This is a genomic window from Dyadobacter psychrophilus, from assembly GCF_900167945.1.
GTDB lineage: Bacteria > Bacteroidota > Bacteroidia > Cytophagales > Spirosomataceae > Dyadobacter > Dyadobacter psychrophilus.
This window is the reverse complement of sequence record NZ_FUZA01000002.1, coordinates 1,368,429-1,391,740: the sequence shown is the minus strand read 5'-3', so window position 1 is coordinate 1,391,740 and position 23,312 is coordinate 1,368,429. Positions and strand designations below refer to the sequence as shown.

The 23,312-nt window shown below is 44.1% G+C and carries 16 protein-coding genes; 3 read left to right on the top strand and 13 right to left on the bottom strand.

All coding sequences use genetic code 11. The features are described 5' to 3' along the window. Window positions 1-244: 244 nt before the first annotated feature. Window positions 245-1,753 carry a RagB/SusD family nutrient uptake outer membrane protein gene (locus B5X68_RS12675; protein ID WP_082215033.1) on the bottom strand — a complete coding sequence of 503 codons (1,509 nt, stop codon included), beginning with the start codon at window positions 1,751-1,753 and terminating at the stop codon, window positions 245-247. An 11-nt stretch (window positions 1,754-1,764) separates the two neighbouring features. Continuing rightward, window positions 1,765-4,998, bottom strand: coding sequence for a SusC/RagA family TonB-linked outer membrane protein (locus B5X68_RS12670; RefSeq protein ID WP_082215032.1), 3,234 nt, complete (start codon window positions 4,996-4,998; stop codon window positions 1,765-1,767). 366 nt (window positions 4,999-5,364) lie between these two features. On the opposite strand from B5X68_RS12670, the gene B5X68_RS12665 reads away from it, so the two are divergent. Then, on the top strand, window positions 5,365-7,275 hold the full coding sequence (locus B5X68_RS12665; protein WP_082215031.1) for a T9SS type B sorting domain-containing protein: 1,911 nt from the start codon (window positions 5,365-5,367) through the stop codon (window positions 7,273-7,275). A gap of 38 nt (window positions 7,276-7,313) precedes the next feature. On the opposite strand, the gene B5X68_RS12660 is transcribed toward B5X68_RS12665, so the two are convergent. Beyond that, a complete protein-coding gene (locus B5X68_RS12660; RefSeq protein ID WP_082215030.1) occupies window positions 7,314-7,754 on the bottom strand; it encodes a helix-turn-helix transcriptional regulator in 441 nt (146 codons plus the stop codon). A 235-nt stretch (window positions 7,755-7,989) separates the two neighbouring features. After that, entirely contained in the window at window positions 7,990-8,805 is an 816-nt protein-coding gene (locus B5X68_RS12655; RefSeq protein ID WP_082215029.1) for a 2,3,4,5-tetrahydropyridine-2,6-dicarboxylate N-succinyltransferase, read from the bottom strand. A 412-nt stretch (window positions 8,806-9,217) separates the two neighbouring features. Here B5X68_RS12655 and gap point away from each other — a divergent pair, with 412 nt between their 5' ends. Next, window positions 9,218-10,231, top strand: coding sequence for a type I glyceraldehyde-3-phosphate dehydrogenase (gene gap, locus B5X68_RS12650; protein ID WP_082215028.1), 1,014 nt, complete (start codon window positions 9,218-9,220; stop codon window positions 10,229-10,231). A 57-nt stretch (window positions 10,232-10,288) separates the two neighbouring features. Here the strand turns inward: gap and trmB are convergent, their stop codons facing one another. From trmB to B5X68_RS12615, 7 genes are all read right to left on the bottom strand, one after another. Beyond that, window positions 10,289-10,948 carry a tRNA (guanosine(46)-N7)-methyltransferase TrmB gene (gene trmB / locus B5X68_RS12645; protein WP_082215027.1) on the bottom strand — a complete coding sequence of 220 codons (660 nt, stop codon included), beginning with the start codon at window positions 10,946-10,948 and terminating at the stop codon, window positions 10,289-10,291. Between the two features lie 15 nt (window positions 10,949-10,963). Next, complete coding sequence (locus B5X68_RS12640) at window positions 10,964-12,265, bottom strand: bifunctional folylpolyglutamate synthase/dihydrofolate synthase (RefSeq protein WP_082215026.1); 1,302 nt, start codon at window positions 12,263-12,265, stop codon at window positions 10,964-10,966. Window positions 12,266-12,274: 9 nt separating this feature from the next. Further along, a complete protein-coding gene (locus B5X68_RS12635) occupies window positions 12,275-13,201 on the bottom strand; it encodes a hypothetical protein (protein ID WP_082215025.1) in 927 nt (308 codons plus the stop codon). A 107-nt stretch (window positions 13,202-13,308) separates the two neighbouring features. Beyond that, window positions 13,309-14,394, bottom strand: a complete 1,086-nt coding sequence (locus tag B5X68_RS12630; protein ID WP_082215024.1) for an HU domain-containing protein — start codon at window positions 14,392-14,394, stop codon at window positions 13,309-13,311. Between the two features lie 27 nt (window positions 14,395-14,421). Next, window positions 14,422-16,092: a TonB-dependent receptor gene (locus B5X68_RS12625; protein WP_082215023.1), complete on the bottom strand. Its 1,671-nt coding sequence runs from the start codon at window positions 16,090-16,092 to the stop codon at window positions 14,422-14,424. Window positions 16,093-16,134: 42 nt separating this feature from the next. Next, window positions 16,135-19,146, bottom strand: coding sequence for a tetratricopeptide repeat protein (locus tag B5X68_RS12620; protein ID WP_082215345.1), 3,012 nt, complete (start codon window positions 19,144-19,146; stop codon window positions 16,135-16,137). Between the two features lie 158 nt (window positions 19,147-19,304). Next, a complete protein-coding gene (locus B5X68_RS12615) occupies window positions 19,305-19,556 on the bottom strand; it encodes a hypothetical protein (protein WP_082215022.1) in 252 nt (83 codons plus the stop codon). 65 nt (window positions 19,557-19,621) lie between these two features. On the opposite strand from B5X68_RS12615, the gene B5X68_RS12610 reads away from it, so the two are divergent. Then, the gene (locus B5X68_RS12610; RefSeq protein ID WP_229208383.1) at window positions 19,622-20,614 is read left to right on the top strand and encodes a tetratricopeptide repeat protein; all 993 of its coding nucleotides are present in this window, start codon (window positions 19,622-19,624) and stop codon (window positions 20,612-20,614) included. Here the strand turns inward: B5X68_RS12610 and menD are convergent, their stop codons facing one another. After that, window positions 20,615-22,330, bottom strand: a complete 1,716-nt coding sequence (gene menD, locus B5X68_RS12605) for a 2-succinyl-5-enolpyruvyl-6-hydroxy-3-cyclohexene-1-carboxylic-acid synthase (protein ID WP_082215020.1) — start codon at window positions 22,328-22,330, stop codon at window positions 20,615-20,617. Between the two features lie 86 nt (window positions 22,331-22,416). After that, on the bottom strand, window positions 22,417-23,280 hold the full coding sequence (locus B5X68_RS12600) for a sigma-70 family RNA polymerase sigma factor (protein WP_015810559.1): 864 nt from the start codon (window positions 23,278-23,280) through the stop codon (window positions 22,417-22,419). Window positions 23,281-23,312 lie beyond the last annotated feature (32 nt).

Sequence of the window (23,312 nt, the reverse complement as noted above, 5' to 3'; positions counted from 1 at the left end):
TCAGCCTGTAATTAAGTACAATACTAGGACGAATCGGTGTAGCGACTATCCTGTTCTGTCTTGTTCAATATATTTAATTACCGTGACTTTTTAGAAGGTTTCCAATAAGTGATCGGTTTAAGGTTCCTTTTATAACGAAATAATAAAAGGTTTCCTTGTAAAATTAATAAGGAGAAACAGCTCTCAGTGAGCGTTCCTCCTTATTGATTGAATTATACTGTGCAATCCGGACCATTCAGATTCCTCAATACCCCGGATTCTGGGTCAATTTCGCATTGATAAGGATCTGGGGTGCCGGGATCGGAAGCAGATATTCGTTTTCGGTAAACACATAATCTGTCGAGTTAAAAGGCACATTGCCCCTATCGACGGTTGGTTTTGCCCGTTCCGCCGCTCCGTGCGCATTCATGAATGCTGCCCATTCCGCTGGGGTTTTGGTCCTTTTCAAGTCAAACCACCGGTGATTTTCGAATGCCAATTCCACCCTTCTTTCTTTAAGCACGGCCGTACGGAAATCAGCTTTGCCCGTGGCTTTCGTTGGAGCCAGTCCGGCACGCTTTCTTACCTGGTTCAGATAATCGGCGGCTTCGGCAGTAGGGCCTGTTTGCTCATTGATGGATTCGGCAAGCATCAGCAGAACATCCGAATAGCGTAAGACCGGCCAGTTTGTGTTCGTTCTGCCTACGATTGTATGCGGATAGTTGTATTTGGAAACATAAGGGACAGGATAAACCTTTCCGTCGAGTGTGAAACTCGTTTTTAACGAAAGGTCTTTCCGCAGATCGCCCGTTTCGTATGCGGCTATGATGTCATTGGTCGGAACGTTTCTTCCTCCATTGCCCCCAGCAGCAAAGCCGGTAACCGCACCTTTGGAAACTCTTGGGGCGAAAACATACTGAAAAGTGCTTTGCTCGCCAAGGTCGTTGTCTCCCTGGTATTGTATTTCAAATATCGACTCGGGCCCGTTTTTCTTGGCCGGTGCGGGATCGAAATTATCAGCGTAGTTCGCATTCAAGGTGTAACCGAGCGTGGTTACTTCTTTAAGCGTTGTGATGGCATCTGCATATTTTTTTGTAGTCAGATATGTTTTGCCAAGCAATGATAGCGCGGCTCCTTTGGTAGCCCGTCCTTTATCGCCTGCTGCTGCATATTTTGCAGGAAGCAATGCAACGGCCTCTTTCAAATCTTTCTCCACTTGTGCCCAAACTTCCGTCTGCGGAGATCTCACGAGGTCAAAAGTAGGCTCCGGCACTGCGAACGTGTTAGTTACGATAACCACATCCCCGAAATATTGTACCAAATTGAAATACAAATAGGCCCTCAGAAACTTCAATTGCCCTTCGATCTCCTTTTTAGGTGCATCTGCAATCTCTGCATCCGCCAGTTTTTCAAGTGTAAGGTTAGCATTATATAATGTTGCGTAATAAATGTTCCAAACGGCATTGATTTCGCCGTTTCCTGAGTTAACGGTTGAAAATTCGAATGCTTCCCAGCCGCCCGCGCCACCACGGTCAGAAGGATTTAAGTCGATGGTTGTATTGTCCGTTTGGAATTCACCGAACAAATATCCAAGCGTTGTTATGGTTTGCACCTGTCCGTAAACACCATTAAGCGCTTGCTTAGCTTGTGCTTCATTTTTGTAAAACAAATCCACATTCACTTTCGTCGGATCCGTTTGGTTAAGGAAATCATCGCCGCAGGAAGATTGCAGCATGGCGATAACAACTAAACCTATTGCAGTTATTTTTTTCATTTTCGTCAGATTTAGAAGTTTAGTTTTATGCCGGCGGAGAATGTTCTGGGCACAGGATAGGATTCGTCGTCATTGTTAAGCTCTGTGCCGCCTCTGACACCTGCATCCGGATTGTTACCAGGATACTTCGTTACAAGGAGCAAATTGGCCGCATTAACGAATATCCGCGCATCAGAAAGAATGCCTTTCACCGAAGGAAGCGTGTAGCCGATCGTTACGTTTTTGATCCACATATGCGTACCGTCATATACATAACGTTCGCTGCTCTCGCGTGACCATTTAAAATAGTCCGTGCCGCCCTGGGAGTTTTTGGCGCCTGGGTTCGAGCCCGGATTTTCGGGTGATCTCCATCTGTCTTTCGCTTTTTCCAACACATTGAACACACCGTCCATATTCATTGTAGAAGCTTCAATGTTGCGGTAAATGTCGTATTTGTAAGCGCCCATCAGCAACACACTCACGTCAAACCGCTTGTAATCGGCTCCGACGGTCCATGCCCAGTTGAATTTCGGGTTTGGGTTGCCTATTTCGGTCATGTCTTTCGTATCGTAAGAAACAATTCCATCCGGCCCGCCATCCGCTGCACCATGCAGATCCGCAAATATCATGGCACCTGGCACTGCACCTTCCTGCAATGGTGCCGCATCAATCTCAGCCTGGGTGTTGAAGATACCCAGCTTACGGTAACCAAAGATCATTCCGATAGGCCTGCCCACTTGCTGAATGTTGTACCCGCCGTATTGGCTACCCTGCAAGATAAAGTCGTTTTGCCCTCTGATGGCCAGCACTTTATTACGGTTAAATGTTATGTTGGCATTCGTGCGGAAGTTGATCTGACCCACTTTAAGACGATAAGTTGCAGCAAGTTCAATGCCTTGATTTTGCACCTTACCCAAATTTTTCAGGGTTGAAGTAAATCCTGATACAGCCGGAATGCTGTAACCCAGTAACATATCGTCTGTAATCTTTTTGTAATACTCTGCTGTGAAAACCAGCTTATTATCAAATGTTGCCAGGTCGAAACCAATATCCAGCTGATTGGAGGTTTCCCAGGTCAGTTCAGGATTTGCAAAACGGGTAACTGATTTTCCAGATGCCAGAGAGTTGTTGAAAATGTAGTTGTTCACGCCGAGGAACGACAAACTTTCATAGTTTCCATCATCTCCTGCATTCTGAGCTACACCAAAGTTGTTGTTGGCGCTCACACGATAGGTGTTGTTACCGGTCATACCCCAGCTTCCTCTTAATTTGAGGTCCGTTAGCCAGGATGCTTTTGGTATGAATGCTTCTTCCGAAAGCCTCCAACCTACCGAAACCGCGGGGAAATTACCGAACTTATGTCCTTCGCTGAATCTGGAACTTCCTTCCCGGCGGAATGTGGCGGAAAACAGGTATTTGTCCCTGAATGAATAGTTTAACCTCGCTATGTATGCAATCATCGTCCATTTTCTTTCCATCGAGTTGGACGAACGAATGGTTGCATTGCCGAGGAATGGTGCCAAGTCATCCGGGAAGGTGTTACCGGACCCATACAAACCTTTTACTACCTCTTGCTGAGCAGAATAACCTACTGTTGCTTCCAGGGCGTGATCTGTTCCCAGTGTTGGTGTGTAGGTCAAAACCTGGTCAGCAGCGTAGTTTTTCAACTCTTCCGAATCGTCCCGCTCCGTCGCAATACGCGGAGGCGCGCCGTTTGTTCCCGTTTGCACCGGCAAACCGATTGTTGAAGGCACGTATTCCTTATAGCTGTTATAGTTGATCTTTGCATTGACCGACGACCGGAATTTTAGTCCTTTGGCCAGGTTCAATTCAACATATCCGCTGGCGAGCACATCAGCAATATTCCGGTTTCTTTTGATGTTTTTAAGCATATACAGCGGATTAGGAAAGCCGAAAATATCGCCTACTCCGTTGTAGTACGGGATTAGCTCACCCTTCTCATCATACGCAGGATAGCGCGGATCGCTGATCAGTGTTAGCCCAACCTGTGCATTACGGCCATCGGTGCTGGACAAGCTGGACCGCGAATAACTTCCCGCAATGTTCATTCCGATGGTGATAAATTTGTTCACTTCGCCAGCAAGATTGGTACGCAGCGAGGCCCGGTCGTAGCCGGTATACTGCAATGCACCATCTTCTTTGTAATAACCCGCAGAGAGAACAGATTTTATAGGGCCTTTTCCGGACGATAATGTCAGGTTAATGTCTTTGTAAGGCGCGTTATTGTGAAGAATGAGGTCAAACCAGTTTGTTGAGTACTTCGTGTCCTGCGGATTCCGGAAATCAATGGGGATGTCTGTTTCTTCAGGTTGCTTTTTGTTGGCCAGAACATAGCGACCGATAAAAACTTCCCGCTTGAACTGAGCAAAATCCTGACCGTTTAACACTTTTGTTTTCCTGCCTTCGGGCACATTCTGAATACCGTAATCAACGGATATGTTGAGGCTCGTTTTTCCTTCTTTTGCTGCTTTTGTAGTGATGAGAACCACACCATTAGAACCACGGGCACCATAAATAGCGGTGGCGGCGGCATCTTTGAGGATGGAAATGGTTTCAATGTCGTTGGGATTAAGGTTCTGGCCTGCCGATGTGCCGACAGGAAAACCGTCAATAACATACAATGGATCGCTTCCTGCTCCTAATGAGCTGATTCCGCGTACTTTCACTTCAAACTGCTGTCCCGGAGTCCCGCTTTTTTGTTTGATGATCACACCCGGCGCTTGTCCCTGCAACATCCGTGTTACGTTGGACTTGGGCACTTCGCCGATTTCTTCCATGCTGATAACCGACACTGCGGATGTAATGTCGCGTTTGCGCTGTGTTCCGTAGCCGACAACGACAACTTCTTCCAACGCCTTGGTGTCCACCAGCAATTCCACATTCACGGAAGACTGATTTCCTACATTCACTTCTTTTGGTACGTACCCGACGAACGAGAAGACCAAGACATTTTCCCCGGATTCAGGAATGTTTAAACTGTAACTTCCCTCTGAATCCGTAACCGTTCCGGTACTGGATCCTTTAAGGATAACACTAACACCCGGCAGGCCAAGTCCTTTGTCATCAGCTACTTTACCTTTCACAGAACGGTCTGCTTTCGGCACGATGTGATTGGGGGAAAAATTTGGCACGGTTCCCGCTTCCGAAATGCCGTTAAGGGCTGTACCGATCAGGATCTGGCTTAATGCTATTTTCCCAAATAGCCTCAAACAAGTGCCCAGTTTTGATTGTCGAATTTCATTCATGCGCTAAGGGGTTTGAGTGTTGAAAAATTGAAACGAGAAATAATAATGTTTGTTAGGAGGGTTTCAGGGGGCTTTCCGTCACGTGTGACCATGGGGTAAGATTAGGTAGAAAAGTGAGCAGATCGAATTGTATAAGGACGATACAATTATTTAATTAATACAATAAATGATTTGAATTGTATTACCTGGCAATAGTATGCGTATTTGTGAACCATACTATCCTGCTCTGTCCGGTAACGCATGAAATTGGATCGGAGAAATAATAAATTTAAGATTACCGTCATCAACTTTTTTCAACGTCGGCGATGTCACTTAGCTAATCTATCATTAAATTTAGGGGAGCTTCATTTTATCATTGTACAGCTGATGACAAGATATTTACATTGCATTCTTGCGCTTCTATCACTGTTAATAATTGTACCATCGTACGTAAAAGCGGACCATATCGTTGGAGGTGAGCTTTTTATGCGTCCGCAGGGAAATCCGGGAACATTTGAAATCACATTGATCCAGTTCTGGGACAAGAACAATTTGCAGGAGCCAACACCTGATGGAAACGGAAACCGGGACGAATATGCGGAGCTTTTTATCTATCAGAAACGTGGGAACGAGTTCAAACAGCAAGTCAGAGTGCGCTACCTGTCTTCGGAAATTATTGCTTATCAGAACAAGGCCTGCGCAAACCTGAGGTCGCTCAACACCGTAATAGGCACTTATAAAGGAAATGTGTCTCTGCCCGAACAAGACTACAATGATCCGGAAGGTTATTACATCGTATGGGAACGGTGTTGCCGCAACTCGGACATAAACAATATAAAACTTCCAGGTGAAATGGGAATGGTCTTTTATCTTGAATTCCCACCCTTGACCACCCGAAATGAGTCTCCCGTGTTCTCATCGCCTAACGGGCAATACATATGTAGCAACCGGTCATTTTCGATGAACATGTCTGCGTCAGATCAGGATGGTGATGAGCTCCGCTATTCTTTGGTCACACCTTTCAAGGGTTACACGTCACCTAATCTGATCAATGGTAACAGCGCACCCAAGTCTGGCTACCCGCTCGTTGAGTGGGAAAATGGCATTTCCCTGGCCAACGCAATTCCCGGACCAAGCCCGCTGGCGATTGACAATAATGGAAAACTAACAGTCACGGCCAGTAGATTGGGCTTGTATGTGTTCGCAGTTCAGGTGGAAGAATTTAGGAATGGCAAAAAAATTGGCCTTATCAGAAGGGATTTTCAACTTCTAGTAATCGATTGCAATGATGATCAGCCCGAGCAACCTGTAATCATGATGAATGCGACACCGGTAAGGGAAGTATCGTTTTGTCCTGAAAGGCCGGTTACGCTTGAAACTGAAAGTTCGCAGGACTGGGCGTATCAATGGCAACGCGATGGCCTGAACATTCCCGGTGCTGTTGCGGCAACTTTAACGGTGAGCGACACTGGCACTTATTCTGTTGTGAAAAGTTATACCAAAAAATGTTCACGCGATACATCGTCGCTCATGGTGAACGTTGTGCTTGCTCCACCGATCGAAGCTACGATAACTGCCGATAAGCGCATTATATGCGATGGCGAAGTTGCCGTATTGCAGGCCAACGGAGGAACTGTGCCCAGCAACCTCGTAATTTCCTGGAACAGGGATAACAATGTATTAAAGGAGAATCGGCCTTCTTTGGAGGTGAGAGACCAGGGTTCTTATTTGCTTAAAATTTCAAACGAACAGACCGGATGCTCGGGTTCGGATACAATATTAGTAACGAAAGAATCTATTGCCCTTTCTCTTCCGGCCAGGAAGGGTGTTATTGAAGGATCCAAAACTACACTTGCACCAGTGATCAATCCTTCTGAGCCTTCTTATCAATATTCTTGGTCCCCTCCGGATGGCCTGGTGTCGCCTGATGATGTTCGGAATGTGGTAGTGGGACCGCTTGTTGATACGCGTTACACGCTTACGGTTGAGTCAGTAAATGGCTGCCAGGCACAGGCATCGACCGATGTTTGGGTGATTGACAAAATGCATATTCCCACTTCATTTACTCCTAATAATGACGGGCATAATGACAGTTTTGAAATATTTAATGCGAAAGACCAGATCCTTGAAATGCGGATTTACAATCGCTGGGGTGAGCTTATTTACGCTTCGAAAGGCTATTCGGTGCCATGGAACGGTACATATAAAGATAATACTCCTGTTCCATCAGGAAGCTACCCTTATATTATAAAAACAGAAGAACAGAGCTTGAATGGCACTATTATGCTCTTGAAGTGATATTTATTAGTTGATGTTCGAAAATCTAACATTGTTAATCAGGCTGGTTTGACTTCTTCAAACGTCCCATCCGAGTAAAAAATTAGTATTTTTTCGATCCGGCGATTGTGGGCCAGAGTTGATCCCGATTTGTGTACCGGTGAAGCTTGTCTTCCGGGGTTTGCTTCCAGTCTGCCCGTAGATTTCGTATTTAGTGCAATGGAGCTTCCGGCACCATTTGAAATCGGGTTGTGCCCGGGTTTATTGTCACTGAAAGAGTCCGGCATAATGTCCGGCAGGTCTTCATCGTCCAATATCCAATTGGTTCCGAGTTCTGGGAAGCGTCTGACAATTTTCTGTACGATATCCAGGCTTGGCTTGTTCCGTCCTGCAAGAATGTGAGACATACTGGAACGCTGAATGCCGATCTCATCTGCAAATAAGGATGGCGATATGTTTTTATCGGCTAATATCTGTTTAATCTTTTCATTCAAATTCACGATAATAGTAGTTTACAATGTTGTATGCAAGTTACTAAACGCAATTATGGTTTACAACTTTAAAGTTTAGTTTTGTTAATCAACGTTCAAATATTAAATTTACCAATGTAAATTACTGTCCATTTACATTGGTAAATCGTATTTGTGTTTCTAATTTGCCCTTTTAACCGCATGATTTAAAAAAAAAAGGGCGCTATCATCCGATAACGCCCTCCTACTGCAATAATTTATTATATTAAACTGTCACATTGTTTTCTCGCAATGCATCATTTAACGATGTTTTAAGATCTGTACTTGCTTTGCGCTTTCCAATGATCAATGCGCAGGGCACATGGTAGGTTCCCGCTGCGAATTCCTTAGGCAGTGTTCCGGGAATAACCACAGAATCTGCTGGAACAAAACCTTTGTATTCGACTGGCTCGGGACCTGTTACATCAATGATCTTAGAACTTCCCGTAATGGTCACACCTGCGCCTAAAACGGCTCTTTTTCCAATGTGGGCACCTTCCACGACGATGCAGCGGGATCCGATAAAAGCTCCGTCCTCGATAATAACAGGAGCCGCTTGTACAGGTTCCAGTACACCACCGATTCCTACGCCACCACTCAGGTGGACATTCTTTCCTATCTGTGCGCAGCTCCCGACAGTTGCCCACGTATCAACCATTGTGCCTTCATCTATATAGGCGCCAATGTTAACGTACGATGGCATGAGCACAACGCCCTTTGATATGTACGCGCCATAGCGCGCGACAGCCGGTGGCACAACTCTCACGCCCAACTTGTCATAACCGGTCTTCAATTTCATCTTATCATGGTATTCAAAGATGCCAACTTCGCTAACTGACATCTGCTGAATAGGAAAATAAAGAATGATCGCCTTTTTCAGCGCCTCATTTACCTTCCAGGAGCCGTCTTCCTGCGGTTCCGCAACCCGCAGTCTGCCTTTATCGACTTCTTCAATGATATCTTTAATGTAATTCACCGAAGCAGGATCCTTTAATAATTCCCTGTCGGACCAGTAAGATTCAATCTTTTCCGCAATAAACATGTTTAAGTATTAGATTAGTTAAAGTGTTTTAAAGTACTGTAATACAACAAGTTATATGAATCAACAATAATAAAGTCTTAAAATTAACCTTTTTACAAAATCTTGAAAACAGACAAAAAAGCACCAATTTTCGGCTCGAAATCATAGTTGATAGCTAACATCGCAATCTATTTACAGCAAAGGCAAATATAATGACATATGTCGAAGGATAGACAACAGTCCAAACAGAAATAAATACTATATATATTAGTAAATTCCCCAAAATACTAAAATAAGTAGCTCTCACTGCAATTTACTAAAAACAGTAGCAATTGAAGGTACCCCTTTACATTTACTTTTTTACGCAATTACTTTAAATAAGGGCACATTTTTGTTAATTTCGCGCTCAGTAATAAACAATCACTAGAAAGACATGTCTAAAGTAAAAGTTGCTATCAATGGATTTGGCCGCATTGGCCGTCTGGTTTACCGTCAGATTTATAATATGGAAGGCATCGATATAGTTGCTATCAATGACCTTACCAGCCCAAAAGTATTGGCTCACCTGCTTAAATATGACACTGCTCAGGGCCGTTTTGACGCCGATGTGAAATCGACTGACAATTCAGTTGTAGTAAACGGCGAAAACATCGTGATTTATGCGCAACGTGATCCTGCACAAATTCCCTGGGGATCGCATGATGTAGACGTGGTTCTGGAATGTACAGGTTTCTTTACAAGCCAGGAGTCTGCAAGTGCCCACATTAAAGCTGGCGCGAAAAAAGTAGTTATCTCCGCTCCTGCTACCGGCGATCTTAAAACGATCGTTTTCAATGTTAACCATGACATTCTGGATGGTTCTGAAACAATTATCAGCGGTGCTTCATGTACAACCAACTGCCTTGCGCCAATGGCACAGGTGTTGGAGGAAAAATTTGGCATCGTCAATGGTTTAATGACAACAATCCACGCATATACAAACGATCAGAATACACAAGATGCGCCGCATCCAAAAGGTGATTTGAGAAGAGCCCGTGCTGCTGCACAGAACATTGTTCCTAACAGCACAGGTGCTGCGAAAGCAATCGGACTTGTTCTTCCTGCATTGAAAGGCAAACTGGATGGTTCTGCTCAACGCGTACCTACATTGACTGGCTCATTGACTGAATTGACAGTTATTCTTGGAAAAGAAACTTCTGTTGAAGAGATCAATGCAGCTATGAAAGAGGCATCGAACGAAAGCTACGGATACACAGAAGACGAAATCGTGAGCAGCGATATCATCGGCATCAGCTACGGCTCACTTTTTGACGCTACACAAACAAGAGTTCAGAAAGTTGGTGATACACAGATTGTTAGAACTGTGGCTTGGTATGACAACGAAATGTCATACGTATCTCAATTGGTAAGAACAGTTTACTACTTCGCAGGTTTGATCGGCAAGTAATAAATTAATTTATACATTAAAAAGGCCTTTTTATCATGGATAGAAAGGCCTTTTTGTTTACAGGACAGTTGCTTTAATATACTTTATCGTGTAACCCTTCGAGACAAAAATGCTCTCATAATGTGTCTTTACACCATAATGTTCACCGTGTAATGGTGATTCGTAAAGGTCATCTGTGTGCTCGATCAACTTAAACTTCTCAGATTCCCCGAGCTTTTCCAAACTGTATTCGTACAAAAAAGTGCTGTCAGTTTTTAGATAAAACATTCCTCCGGGCCTCAAGTATTTTGCATAGCGCGACAGAAATGCTGGATTGGTAAGCCTCTTGTTCTCATCACGGTCCCTAACCTGCGGATCAGGATGGATAAGCCAAATTTCACTTAATTCGTTTTCCTCGAAAAACTCATCCGCATACTGGATCCCTGCCCTTAAAAAAGCGACATTGGTGAGACCATGTTCTGTTGCGATCAGGCTGCCCCTGGCAATACGATCGCCTTTTATATCCATTCCGATGAAGTTCTTTTCAGGGAATTGCTTTCCTAAGCCCACCGTATATTCACCCTTTCCGCATGCAAGTTCAACTACTACAGGGTTATTATTCTCAAAATATAATGGGTTCCAATGGCCTTTAATTTGCGTATATAATGGTTTTCCAGCCTCAATAACATTGTGCGCCTCGGCGCTGAATTTGTAGTGTTCTAATTTCCTTCTCGTCATTCTATTCAATATCAATTATAAATCCTTAATGTCTGCCACTACAAAAGTGCTCCCTCCCACATAGATCGAATCATTTGGGTCTGATTCCCGGACCGCAGCTTCCAGCGCATCATTTACGTTTAGAAAAGCGCTTCCTTCCAGGCCATATGCAGCTGCCATGTGCATTAATTCGGTTGAGTCCAGCGCCCGCATATTCGATGGCTGACAAAAATAAAATACACCCTCCGAGGGGAATAGTTGCAGCATGGATGAGATGTCCTTATCGCCAACAAACCCGACGACAAAGCGTTGACAGCCGCTCGCAATGCTTTCAAATTGCTCCAAAGCTGAGGCCAGGCCAGCTGTGTTATGGCCAGTATCACAATAAATGTCGGGCTTTTCTCCTAGCTTTTGCCAGCGCCCTTTCAGCCCTGTAAGCTGGGTTACTGAGGCAAGTGCAGTATACACAGCTTCATCGGAAAGCGCCCAACCCTGGTCTCGCAGAATTTGTATGGCAGCAACAACTCCTGCAACATTCTTCAACTGGTAAGCACCGGTAAGGTCTAAACGTAACCCCTCAAACACACTTCCAAGTGATTCTCTTTCATTTACATTCACCTCCATTAACCCATTATGAACTCCTATCTTACTGACTTCATATATATTGGATGCGAAAACTACCGGAGCATGCGCGTTCACGGCAGCATTGGAGAAGACGTGGCTGATAGCATCTGTCTGTCTTTCACTTATAACAACCGGAACTTCGGGCTTGATAATTCCTGCCTTTTCCGCTGCTATTTCTTCAAGTGTTTTACCAAGAAATTGCGTATGATCCAGACTGATATTGGTGATCAGAGATAATGCTGGCGTAATGATATTGGTAGAATCAAGTCTTCCCCCCATACCCACTTCTATCACAGCGACCTCCACGGATTGCTTTGAAAAATATGAAAATGCCATTGCAACAGTGGCTTCGAAGAACGAGGGAGATAGCTTATCAATGTTAGATTTATTTTCACCGATAAATTCCACAATGAAATCCTCTGAGATAAAAGCACCATTTACCTTAATCCTTTCCCTAAAATCCTTTAAATGAGGCGAAGTGTACAGTCCAACCTTATAACCCGCCTGCTGTAAAATGGCAGCAAGCATGTGTGATGTGCTTCCTTTACCATTTGTTCCTCCTATATGCAGCGTAGGATAGTCATTTTGAGGATCTCCGAGAGATTTACATAACTCCTGAGTAGTATGAAGGCCCGGCTTAAAAGCACGGGCCCCGATATTCTGAAAAACCGGTAACCGGCTATACAGATAATCCAATGTTTCCTGATAATTCATTCTTAAAAACTATTGGGAACGTATTTTAAATGTGATCGTTCCAACCGACTCATCCGGCACATTCGATGACTTTGGAATGAATGTCAGGTCCCGAACCGCGCTTTTATATTTATTAACAACCGCGTAGTCAGTAACTGTTGTGTTTTGCGTGATAATGCTCTTCACACGACCGTTTTTATCAACGGTGATCTTGAACGTGATGTCACCCGTAGCATCCGAATTATCGTCTACAACAGGTCTTCTCGACCAGCTCCATCCTGACAAGCTCAGACCAACTGCCGTTCCGCCGCCGCCGCCTTCACCTTTGTATGTTTTTGCAAAAAGGCTTCCAGTCTTAGAACCTTTATCGCCTACTCCTTCTGCGTCGTCTCCATTGTTATTGCCACCAACACCGCTTTTGGTGCCGTTAGTGCCGTTACTCCCCGACTTGCTTCCGGAAGATTTTGTAAAGAGTGCATCTTTATTTACGGCCTTTTCAGGAGTTGGTTTTGCAGCAGGTGCTGATGATGCTTCTGAACCGGTTGATTTCTTGCTTTCATTCTTTTCCGGTGCTTCCACAGGGCTCTCAGCCTTGGAAGTGATAACGGGCTTTTCAGCCACTGTTTTTGTAGGCTTTACCGGCTCTATTTTAGGAGGAGTCGGCGGTGTGGGCTTGGGTGTTGCAACGGATTTGACTTTTTTAACCTCATCTGCATCGGCTCGCATATTCTCTGCAACCTTGCTGTCATTTGGCTTATTAAAAGTTTGCACATCCCCTTTTCCAACCTTATCTGTTCCGTAATTAACTTCTACAAACAGCTCCATAGGCTCCACTTTTGGCAGCGAACTATTGAGCCTGATGAAGAAGAATATGCCCAGCATTGCAATCGTAATTCCTATGGACATGGCCCAGGAAACTGCAATTCGCTGACGATCTTCGGCTTGTAATACAATCATTGTATTTGCTATTATTTTACTTTTCCAACAACGTAAAATTAAGAAAAATCGTGTGTTACAAAAAAAGGAAGCACTTATTGCTTCCTTTTTTCCAATATTTTGGCTGCTTATTTTCTTTGGTAAACCCAGCCTGCTTCTCCGATTACTCCTTTCAATTTGGCAGAAGCGCGATAAGCATCGGTTTCATTGCCGTAGCCATTCACTGCTACTTTCACTTTTTTGCCGAATCTGTCCGGAGGAAGAATGCTCGCATCCTCGAAACCTTTTTCTTTCAGCTGCGCCAAAAGGACGTTTGCTTGTCTGGTTCCTTTGAATGTTCCGGCTATCACGTAAAACTTGGAAGCTTTCGCTGGCTCAACTGAGGCAGCCGGTTCTGGCTTAACCAATGGAACGACCGCCTTCTCTTCTGCTGAGTCAGCTTTAACAGCAACCTCTTTAACGGGCTGTGCAACGATTGCAGCGGAATCAATAACTGGCATTGTCGCGGGTGAAGGTGTAACTTCAACCGGTTCTGCCAACGTTTCTATTTTTTCCTCTTTGACAATTTCCGATTTTGAGAATAGCTCAGTAAATGGGTTCAGGGTACTTTGAATGTCTCCGTTTCTAGTATTTACCAAAAACACACTCAAACCGCAGATAACCGTTGCTATAACTGCGGCAGCAGCCCAACGTGCCCACTTAAACGAATTGGATCTTTCTTCCTCTGCCTCAATGATTTCAACCTGCTCTTCGGCAATGTAGGTTTCTGCTGGCGCAACAGGAATCAGCTTTTTATCAACTTGCTTCGCTCTGATCTTCTCGAAGCCATACCATTCATCCTTGAAATATTTTTCAGTGTTAGGCTCAAAAACCAGCTTACCCTCGATATTCTTGCTGAAATCCCCTATCCCTGCAATCTGCGCCTGGCCACGCTGTTCCAGGTTCTGGCGCAGCTCGTCGGTATAACCTTTCACATAATCCACTGCTTCCAAATGCGACAAACTCTCATGGCGGGATATGTAATTGGCCAAGAGTCCGTCATCCAGTTTCAGGAACTCATTGAATGCTAGCTTCTTGGCAGGCGGGGAAAAAGTTTGTGACATATCATCATAAGCAGCCGGAATCTGGTGCGAAAGCAATGCTCCGAATCCTGGAATGATTACAAATTCATATTCACCTACAAGTTTTCGGATTACTGTTTCGACTGCTATCATGAATTTTTTTCAGTTAACTGAGCGAAGTTAAAAAGAAAACGATAATCCTCCAATAAAGTTTAGTCCTTGCTGCGGGTAATATTGATAACGCTGGTACTGTTTGCCTAATACATTGTTGAGTGACACAAAAGCAGAGAAGTTCCTGGTTAACAGATAGTCAATCTTGAAATTCAGATCTGCAATAACGGGCAATTTGGTCACCTCGCCAGTCTGGAAATTTTTTGCTTTTATTCCTCTCAGCATATAGAAATCGGCAGTTACGAACAATTTTTTGCTGATGGAAAGTGCGTTAAACCAGTTTAATGTAAGATCGGGACGGTGCCATGGTTCTTCAAGGTCTGAAACAGAGTAGTCGAAGAAGTTTACTTTAAGCGAAGTTTTGAAAAGATCATTAAAGTTATAACCTGCCTGACCGGATATGCTCAGCACTTTTGTTTTGCCTGGATCGTACAGAATCGCAAATTTAGAAGTGTCCGCAAGAGAATTATTGAAATAGTAGAAGTTCCGATACTGCGTGTAGGCAACTTTACCTTCATAATTGAACCCAGACAAGCCTTCGCCCTTTACCCCACCACTGATTTCATAGTCCTTATCAGTGTTAAGAATTTGAACATTGGGACCCAGCCATTGGTTTTCGCCCAGCATACTTTTCAATGTGTTTCTCACCATATCGCCATTCCAGCCGGCAAAGATGTGTAATCCCGGAAATGGTGCAACATCTATGTTTAACACTGGAAACGCTTTGGTTCTGTTGATTTCAAGTTCGCTATCCGTTTCGTTGGCAACATTAATACCCGCTGTTACCGAAAAGAGCTCCGATGTATATTTAAATGTTGGTTTCACACGGAACAAATTCCTGTTAAATGTAAATCTGTCTACCCGTTGCGTTACGAATGCATCTGCTTCCAGCAATGCGTGAAACGACTCGGAGAGTGGCACGGAGGCCATCAACTTTGTTCCCCAGTCGAGCTCCGACGCTTCATAACGGTCACGTAATGTGTGTAAACTCGTTTTAACGGAATAGTCAACCAACACCGAAGCGTCTGTATTTTCGAAACCCAGGGCGACACCAAACCGGTTAATTGTCTGGCGGATGCTGTCCCGGTTTACCTGAACTGTTTCAGGCTGCGGTTGATAACCATAGAAATAATAGTTCTTACGGTCATAATCCAGCGCTGCCTCCACTTTATACTTGCTCCGTATATATTTCCCGCCCACCCTGAAATTCGTGGCTGCGTTTGCGGAGTTCTTGTTATCTACCGGACCATTAGCTGCCGACAAATGTTTAAGCTGAGTAGTGAAAACGAGATCTTCCGAAGGACGGCCACCCACAAATGCCTCACCCAGGAAGCGGCCGTAGTTACCGGCCCCGAGTTTAACATAGTTATTCAGCACATCCGGCTCATCCTTGCGTTTCTGTTCGTCGGAAGACGCTGCGACGCTGGGTGTAAGCTTTGGCGATGAAAGGTCTATTTGCGGATCAATGATCTGATAATCAACCTTTTTCTTACCTGTTTCTCCTTTAATAGGATCTACTTTATCATAAACCCGGTTAGCGGGAGCAAATTCAATGCTTTTCTCTTTTACAATTTCATAAGTCTGGCTTTCGATCTCTCCCCGCTGCGCCAAAGCAAACTGGGAAGAAAAGCCAAGTGTCAATAAAAATAAGGAAGAACGTATCGCGGTGGATTTCGTCATGAGTCTTAATATTTTCTGTTTGTCCCGCAGGATTGAATCTTTTTATTTACTGATCTGAGCTAATTTTTCCTTAGCAAGCTCAACTGCTTCCTTATCGTCGGAATTGTCGATGATGGACGTTAATGTAGCCTTAGCCTGACCCATTTCATTCAACCCGACATACACCTCAGCAAGCAGTATAAAAGACCTTACACGCCAGTAATCATATCCCTCGAAATTCTTGCCCATATCAATGATAGCAGTCTCGGCCTCTTTATACTTTTTGTTCTTAAAAAGCACCATAGCCGACCAGTAACTCGCTTCTGCGCCATATTCGTCTTTGGAAGAAGCAGCTATTTTCTTAAACTCTTCGCCCGCCTTCGTCAAGTCACCGCGTTCGTAAGGGACTTTACCCGCATACAATTGCGCTTTTCCTACTGCGCCCGGAATCAGGTTACCAGCGTTAATCACTTCTTTTGCATAATACAGCGTCGAGTCATAGCTCTTTAATGTATAGTAAGTGTCCATTAAACCAACCCAAGCCTGAGCCTGCTCCTTTTTGCTTTCGGAGTTACGAAGCAGCACGCGGAAGTTCGAAACTGCATTGTTATAGTTTCCACGACCAATTTCCAGTTCAGCCGAACGCTGCGCCGCTGCCGCCACAAATGTTGATTTGTTTTGTTGAACTACTTTACCGAAATATTCCAGTGCTTCATTCACTTTACCGATCTTGTCATAAGATGAGGCGATGAAGTAATTGGCGTCGTACTGGTGTTTACTGGCCGGATAACTCTGGATAAAGCTTTGCAGGGAGTTGATAGCGTTCTCATACTTCTCAGCATAATAAAGGTTACGTACGTTGTCAAACTCAACTTCTTCCAGTTTTTCATTACCTGGGTTGTTCTTTCTCACAACACCAAGAACCTGAGTGAACTCCTCAGGACGACCAACCGCTGTATAAGCCTCCTGAATCCCTTCCAATGCGCTGCTCGCCGAAGGGGAATCCGAATATTCTGTCAGGATCTTGCGGAAATCGACGATCGCTTGTTCATAAACCTGTAAGTTATAGTATGATTGCGCCCTGCGAAGCAATGCTGCCGGAATCGCGTTACTCTTAGGCTTCTCATTGATCATCCGTGTAAACCCTTTCACGGCGGCAGAATAACTTTGTTTTTGAAAATCAATGTCTGCCAACTGGAAATAAGCATCGTCCAGGTATCTCGACTGCGGATATTGGCTGATCAGTTGATCAAATTGTTTCCGCGCCTCTTGCTCGCGGTTCATGTATACATATGCGCGGGCTTTCTGGAACAATGCATAATCCTTATCCACCTTGCCCTTAGCTGAAACCTGCTCGTATGTCTTGATAGCCTCATTGTAGTTCTTCGCAGCGAGGTAGCAATCTGCTAACCTTGAAAAGCCATCCTCAATCATGAGCGGTTCGATTCCCTCAATGTTGTTGGTAAACTCCTTAAAGTAGGTTAGTGCCTGCGCGTATTTCTTTTGGTTATAGTATATGTAGCCAAGCGCGTACAAACTCTTCCTTGCGTAAACGCCCGCCTTCGGGTTTTTCGAAATCTGCGAATAGAGATTGGCAGCTTCATCTATCTTGTTCAAACCATACGTGGATTCTGCTTTGTAGTAAGTGGCAGAAATGAAAAGCTGCTCGTCCAGCGGATATTTGATGGACTTGTCAAACATGGCGATAGCATTATCAAACCGTTGTGCATTGAAATCCAGCACGCCCTGGTTGTAAGTAAGCCTCTGATAGGTGCCATTTATTTTAGTATTCCGCCTTGAAAGGCCTTCTATGTACTTTATTGCCCCAACAGAGTTGCTTGCGCTGGCATATCCTTCTGCTACTAATTCGGTCGCTTCTTCTGTATGTTTGCTTTCAGGATACTTCGTCATGAAGTCATTAAACTCCTTTACAGCCTCATTGTTGTTTCCGGACTCTAATTGAACCTTTGCGTGGTTGTATGCTGCTTCTTCTTTGATAACCGGGTTAAAGTCAAGCTTTGCTGCGTTATCGAACGAGGTTAAAGCATAACTTAAATTAGAAGTCTTTAAGTAGCTGATTCCCAGTATGTAAGAAGCGTACTGCGAAACAGAATCTTTACCCGGTCCGATAGGTTTTAGGTTCGTTATAGCACCTTCATAATTGCCGTTTCTGAATTGTGCATGACCGTAGTGAAGTGCCACAGTTGGAGGCACAGCGCCTGGTTTCATCCGCTTGTAACGCTCATAGGAAGTTACAGCCGCAGCATAGTCCCCTTTCTCGTAATAGACTTCTGCTACATATAATGCGACATCATCTAGTTTAGTATTGCCTCTCTGCGATTTCAGGATCTTCTCCCCGTATGCTAAAAGCTCATCATACCGTTTTAACTGATATAATGAAGAGATAATCCAGTTGGGTGCTTCATTCTTATAGTAAGGATGGTCTTCGATGCGCTGAAAATCCTGATAAGCTTCTTCAAATTTATTTTTCTGATAATTAATAACGCCCGCATAGAAGGAAGCGTCACCCGCATTGGCAAAAGAAGCCTCCGTTTTAACCTGATCAAATAATGGCAAAGCCGCATCCAACTGCTGCGTGTTATAATAGGACATGGCCAGCTGGTAAGTGCTTTCCAGCTTACTCGCCCCGCTCCCGGAGACATTAACGGCCTTTTCCAGGTAGGTAATGGCCTTTTCATATTGCCCGGATTCGTAATAATACCGCCCCAGATCACCGTAAATTTGCTGGGCTTTGGGATGCTCGGAATGGTTTTTAACGAAGCGGTCAACCTGCACTTCCGCCTCAGGATAGTTCAGATAAAGGCCCGTGACAGCCACATAATATTCAGCTGTGACTTTATTGTAATCCGTGGAACTCAATAACTTATCATCAGTGCTCAGGAATTCGTTGAACTCTTGCCTGGCAGCAACGTAATTAGACTTTTCATAATATTCCAGGCCGTTTCGAAAATGGGCTTCCGGTTCCGTAATACTTAATGTATTCTGAGCAAAAACCGAAGATGCGCCAACATATAAAAGCATTCCGAAAGTGGAGGCGCCGTGTTTAAAAACCATAGAGACTGAGTTGGTGAATTTTTGATTTGAATTAATGTCATTGACCATATCCTTTTAAAGAGTATTTTGGTGCGCTCTTACCTCTTAAAATTGTTTGCTATCTAACGAAAAGTGTACTAAAACCGTATACGTTGAAAGCAAACGCATTATTTATAATCCTAGAAGATCACTTCATTTCGCGTTAAAGACTCCGAAAAGTCACCATGCATTGCATCAAAACGGGAAGTTATTGCGGCAATGAACAGTTTGTCCATACAGCGCTCGATTTCTGCTGCACTTTCAACTTCATAGTCATCGATTTTGTAAGTTTGCTCATACATGCCCGATTCAATCTTGACAATGTATTTATTGTTCCACTGATAAAGGCCGATCTTAAATTTGTCGTTGGGTATATCCTTAATATATCTCATTGTAATTAAATTATTGCAACTCTATGGTAATCAGTATTAAACTAAATAAAATACTAATATTTTTAGTGCTAATTATTACTTCATGTTCCAGTCAGGACAAGAAAGATGCCGCTGATTTTTTCTTAAAGGGCAACCAGGCACTGAATCAAAAGAACTATGCCGAGGCTCTACGCTTGTATGACGAAGCAATTGCCAAAAATGCAGATTTTTCAGACGCCTACCTCAATAAAGGGATAACTTTATTGAAAATGGGAAAGCCAAATGATGCGTACGAGATTTTAACAGAAGCAATCAAAATTGACCCTACGCTCACACAGGCAAATCTCGTTAGGGCAGAATCAGGACTTGATTTAGGGAGATTGCGCGAGGCGAAGCAAGACTTACAGCAGATTGAAAAAGATTACAGGGACTCTTCCCGATTTTTTCTGGTTCGCGGGAATCTCCTGGGCGCCGAAGGCAATGCTTCACTAGCACTGGCAGACTATGACCGTTCCATTCAACTACAAAAATTAAATGTCGAAGCTTATGTGAACCGGGGTGCTATATACTACGGATTGAAAAACCTGAAATCTGCAAAAGAAGATTTCGAGAATGCGCTAGCATTAAATCCCGCGCAGCCACAAGCGCTCAACAATCTGGGACTAATTGCGACAAAAGAACAGAACTGGAAGTCGGCACTCTCCTATTTTGACCAAGTGCTGTCAGTAACTCCGGACGATCCTTATTCGCTCAACAATAAAGGTTATGTGCTTTTACAAACCGGCGCTCCAGAGCAGGCAAAAGATTTGATCGAAAAATCCCTGGAAAAATTGCCTAAGAACGGATATGCGTTTAGGAATCTCGGGGTTTATTTCCAGATAGTCGGACAAACTGAGAAGGCAATCGAAGCCTATAAAAAAGCAATTGACATTGCAGAGCCCGTAGAAATGCTTTACGGCTTGGCCGGGCAGGCTTATTTTCAACAAAAAAACACCGCGGAAGCCTGCAAAATCTGGCAGCAAGGCATTGTTCTGAAGGACTCAATCTCGATTGCTGAATCAGCCAAACGTTGCCTTTAATCATTGCTCGCGGCCTAACTTCCTCAAATCCTTCCAGACCCTTTCGTTTTCGTAAGGATCTGTAAAAATTTCAAGTAAACTGATGCCCCTGGTTTCAAGAAAGGCTTTGATGGATATTTCTAGTGACTCGGGTTCTCTGCAACTAAAATAAGCAATGTTCGAATCCTCACAGGTTCGTTTTGCAGAAAACGAATGTCTTGTTTCAAAGTATGTTTCGATCTCCGGCAACCCGGATGGTCCGTCGATCATCCGGAAAATATTTCCGCCGGCATTGTTAATGACCACGATTTTCAGATTTTGCGGAAGTGCATTCAGGAGCAAGCCATTTCGATCATACATAAACGCAACATCTCCAACGATCAGCAGCGTCTCTTCCTCGTTCACCAAAGCAGCGCCTATCGCGGTGCTTACACAGCCGTCGATCCCGCTTGTTCCTCTATTGCAAAACACGCTCCTAATGTTGCTTTCCAAGTTAAGTAAGTTGACATATCGGATAGACATGCTGTTTGCTACATGTAACTGGAAAACCCTATCTATACACTTAAACAACAAATTTAACGATGTTAAATCCGATAACTTAGATAGATTTCCAACATATTCGCCTCGGATCTGTTCAGAATTCCAGTTTTGAACAGACCATCCCGTAAGAAACGAAGAGTCCGTTTCCGGGTCAGAATTTTGTACAAACAATTGATAATCAATCTTTTCAAACAGGTTTTTGAAGAAATAATTAGGAGAAACCGGGATTGTCCTTGTCAACGATTGAGTTGGATCAGCCAAAAATTCATCTTCACTAATGTGCCAGTGCGCCCTTGGCCGGTTTTTTCTTACAAAAAGCTTAAAATCTTTTGAAATAAATGATAACCCGAATGTGATCAACAGATCCGGAACCAATTCTTCGGCATTTTTGCCGCCCAAAAACAGGTCATGATTTCGTATAATCCTAAGTCCTGAAACATTGGCAATGCTGTCTGCCAGTACAGGGATATCCCACTCTTCCGAAATCTTGTTCAGCACCTCGCTGAGCTCATGATCTGGTATATTCTGGCCCGCCGCGATTAATATTCTGGGATATTCTTCAAACTCATCCAGGAGTGCTTTCCAAACATCGGGCGAAAGGACTTTCTCAGCCGGCTGACGCGCTATAATTTTGAGGTTAGCAGAAGGGATCATCTCATCCCCTGCTGCGGGATAAAATGGCTCTCTGATCGGAACATTGATGTGCACGGGCCCCATTGGAACTATTGCAGCAAGCATTACCGCTTCATTTGATATTCTATTGATCGCCCATTTTACGTCCGCATGACTGTAATCGGCAGAAAACTCGAATGATCGCTTGATGTGCTTACCAAAAATTTCAGATTGATAGATGGTTTGCCCATCATACTGATGCAGCCATTCCTTCGGCCGGTCAGCGGAAATAACGACCAGCGGGATTTGCTGAAAAAACGCCTCAGCAACCGCCGGAGCAAAGTTATATACTGCACTTCCGGACGTACAGATCAATACCACGGGAACGCCCGTTTGCTGCGCTATTCCGAGCCCTATGAAGCCCGCCGAGCGCTCATCCATACACACATGTATCGTGAACCGCCCATAGCGTGTGAAAGCCAGGGTAAGCGCAGCACTGCGCGAGCCCGGAGAAACTACAACATGTCTCACGCCCTGCGCATAGCAAATGGCGGCAAGATCTACCAAAGGTTGTAAAATGGCCATATGTAAATGAAAATAGCCTCAATGAAGAGGCTATTTAATTAATTCTGAATCAAATTGCTGGTTAACTGCAACATACACTGCTGAAATTACCCCAAATAAGTTTTCAACGCTTTGCTTCTTGATACGTGACGAAGTCTTCTGATCGCTTTTTCCTTGATCTGACGAACGCGTTCACGAGTCAGGTTAAACTTCTCTCCGATCTCTTCCAGTGTCATCGCATGCTCGCCATTCAGGCCAAAATACAATGCGATAACATCTGCTTCACGCTGTGTCAATGTGCACAGCGCACGCTGAACTTCTTTACGCAACGATTCATTCACCAAACCGGAATCAGGCTTGTCTTCCAAATCGTTCTCCAATACGTCCAAAAGGCTGTTTTCCTCACCTTGAACAAATGGCGCATCCATAGAAACATGGCGGCCGGAGATTTTCATGGTGTCAACAACTTCGGAAGAAGAAATTTCAAGCACTTCTGCCAATTCTTCTGGTGATGGCTCACGCTCGAAACGCTGCTCTAGTTCTGAAAAAGTCTTTGATATTTTATTTAAAGAACCTACACGGTTGAGGGGTAAACGTACAATCCTCGACTGCTCTGCAAGTGCTTGCAGAATAGACTGACGAATCCACCAAACTGCGTAGGAAATGAATTTAAAACCTCTTGTTTCATCAAAACGCTGAGCAGCTTTAATCAAACCCAAGTTACCTTCATTGATCAAGTCGCCCAACGATAAGCCCTGATTTTGGTATTGCTTCGCCACAGACACAACAAAGCGAAGATTCGCCTTGGTAAGTCTTTCCAAAGCAAGCTGGTCACCATCCCTTATTTTTTGAGCTAACGTCACTTCCTCGTCCGGCGTCAACAAATCCACCTTCCCGATTTCTTGCAAATACTTGTCTAACGACTGACTCTCACGGTTGGTAATTTGCTTACTGATCTTTAGCTGTCTCATCTATCTTTTATTAATTTTATATATAACGACAT

What these genes read in the sequence shown, in the direction of transcription:
- B5X68_RS12675 (WP_082215033.1), bottom strand. Translation starts at nt 1,753, where the DNA reads ATGAAAAAAATAACTGCAATAGGTTTAGTTGTTATCGCCATGCTGCAA.
- B5X68_RS12670 (WP_082215032.1), bottom strand. Translation starts at nt 4,998, where the DNA reads ATGAATGAAATTCGACAATCAAAACTGGGCACTTGTTTGAGGCTATTT.
- B5X68_RS12665 (WP_082215031.1), top strand. Translation starts at nt 5,365, where the DNA reads ATGACAAGATATTTACATTGCATTCTTGCGCTTCTATCACTGTTAATA.
- B5X68_RS12655 (WP_082215029.1), bottom strand. Translation starts at nt 8,805, where the DNA reads ATGTTTATTGCGGAAAAGATTGAATCTTACTGGTCCGACAGGGAATTA.
- gap (WP_082215028.1), top strand. Translation starts at nt 9,218, where the DNA reads ATGTCTAAAGTAAAAGTTGCTATCAATGGATTTGGCCGCATTGGCCGT.
- trmB (WP_082215027.1), bottom strand. Translation starts at nt 10,948, where the DNA reads ATGACGAGAAGGAAATTAGAACACTACAAATTCAGCGCCGAGGCGCAC.
- B5X68_RS12640 (WP_082215026.1), bottom strand. Translation starts at nt 12,265, where the DNA reads ATGAATTATCAGGAAACATTGGATTATCTGTATAGCCGGTTACCGGTT.
- B5X68_RS12635 (WP_082215025.1), bottom strand. Translation starts at nt 13,201, where the DNA reads ATGATTGTATTACAAGCCGAAGATCGTCAGCGAATTGCAGTTTCCTGG.
- B5X68_RS12630 (WP_082215024.1), bottom strand. Translation starts at nt 14,394, where the DNA reads ATGATAGCAGTCGAAACAGTAATCCGAAAACTTGTAGGTGAATATGAA.
- B5X68_RS12625 (WP_082215023.1), bottom strand. Translation starts at nt 16,092, where the DNA reads ATGACGAAATCCACCGCGATACGTTCTTCCTTATTTTTATTGACACTT.
- B5X68_RS12620 (WP_082215345.1), bottom strand. Translation starts at nt 19,146, where the DNA reads ATGGTTTTTAAACACGGCGCCTCCACTTTCGGAATGCTTTTATATGTT.
- B5X68_RS12615 (WP_082215022.1), bottom strand. Translation starts at nt 19,556, where the DNA reads ATGAGATATATTAAGGATATACCCAACGACAAATTTAAGATCGGCCTT.
- menD (WP_082215020.1), bottom strand. Translation starts at nt 22,330, where the DNA reads ATGGCCATTTTACAACCTTTGGTAGATCTTGCCGCCATTTGCTATGCG.
- B5X68_RS12600 (WP_015810559.1), bottom strand. Translation starts at nt 23,280, where the DNA reads ATGAGACAGCTAAAGATCAGTAAGCAAATTACCAACCGTGAGAGTCAG.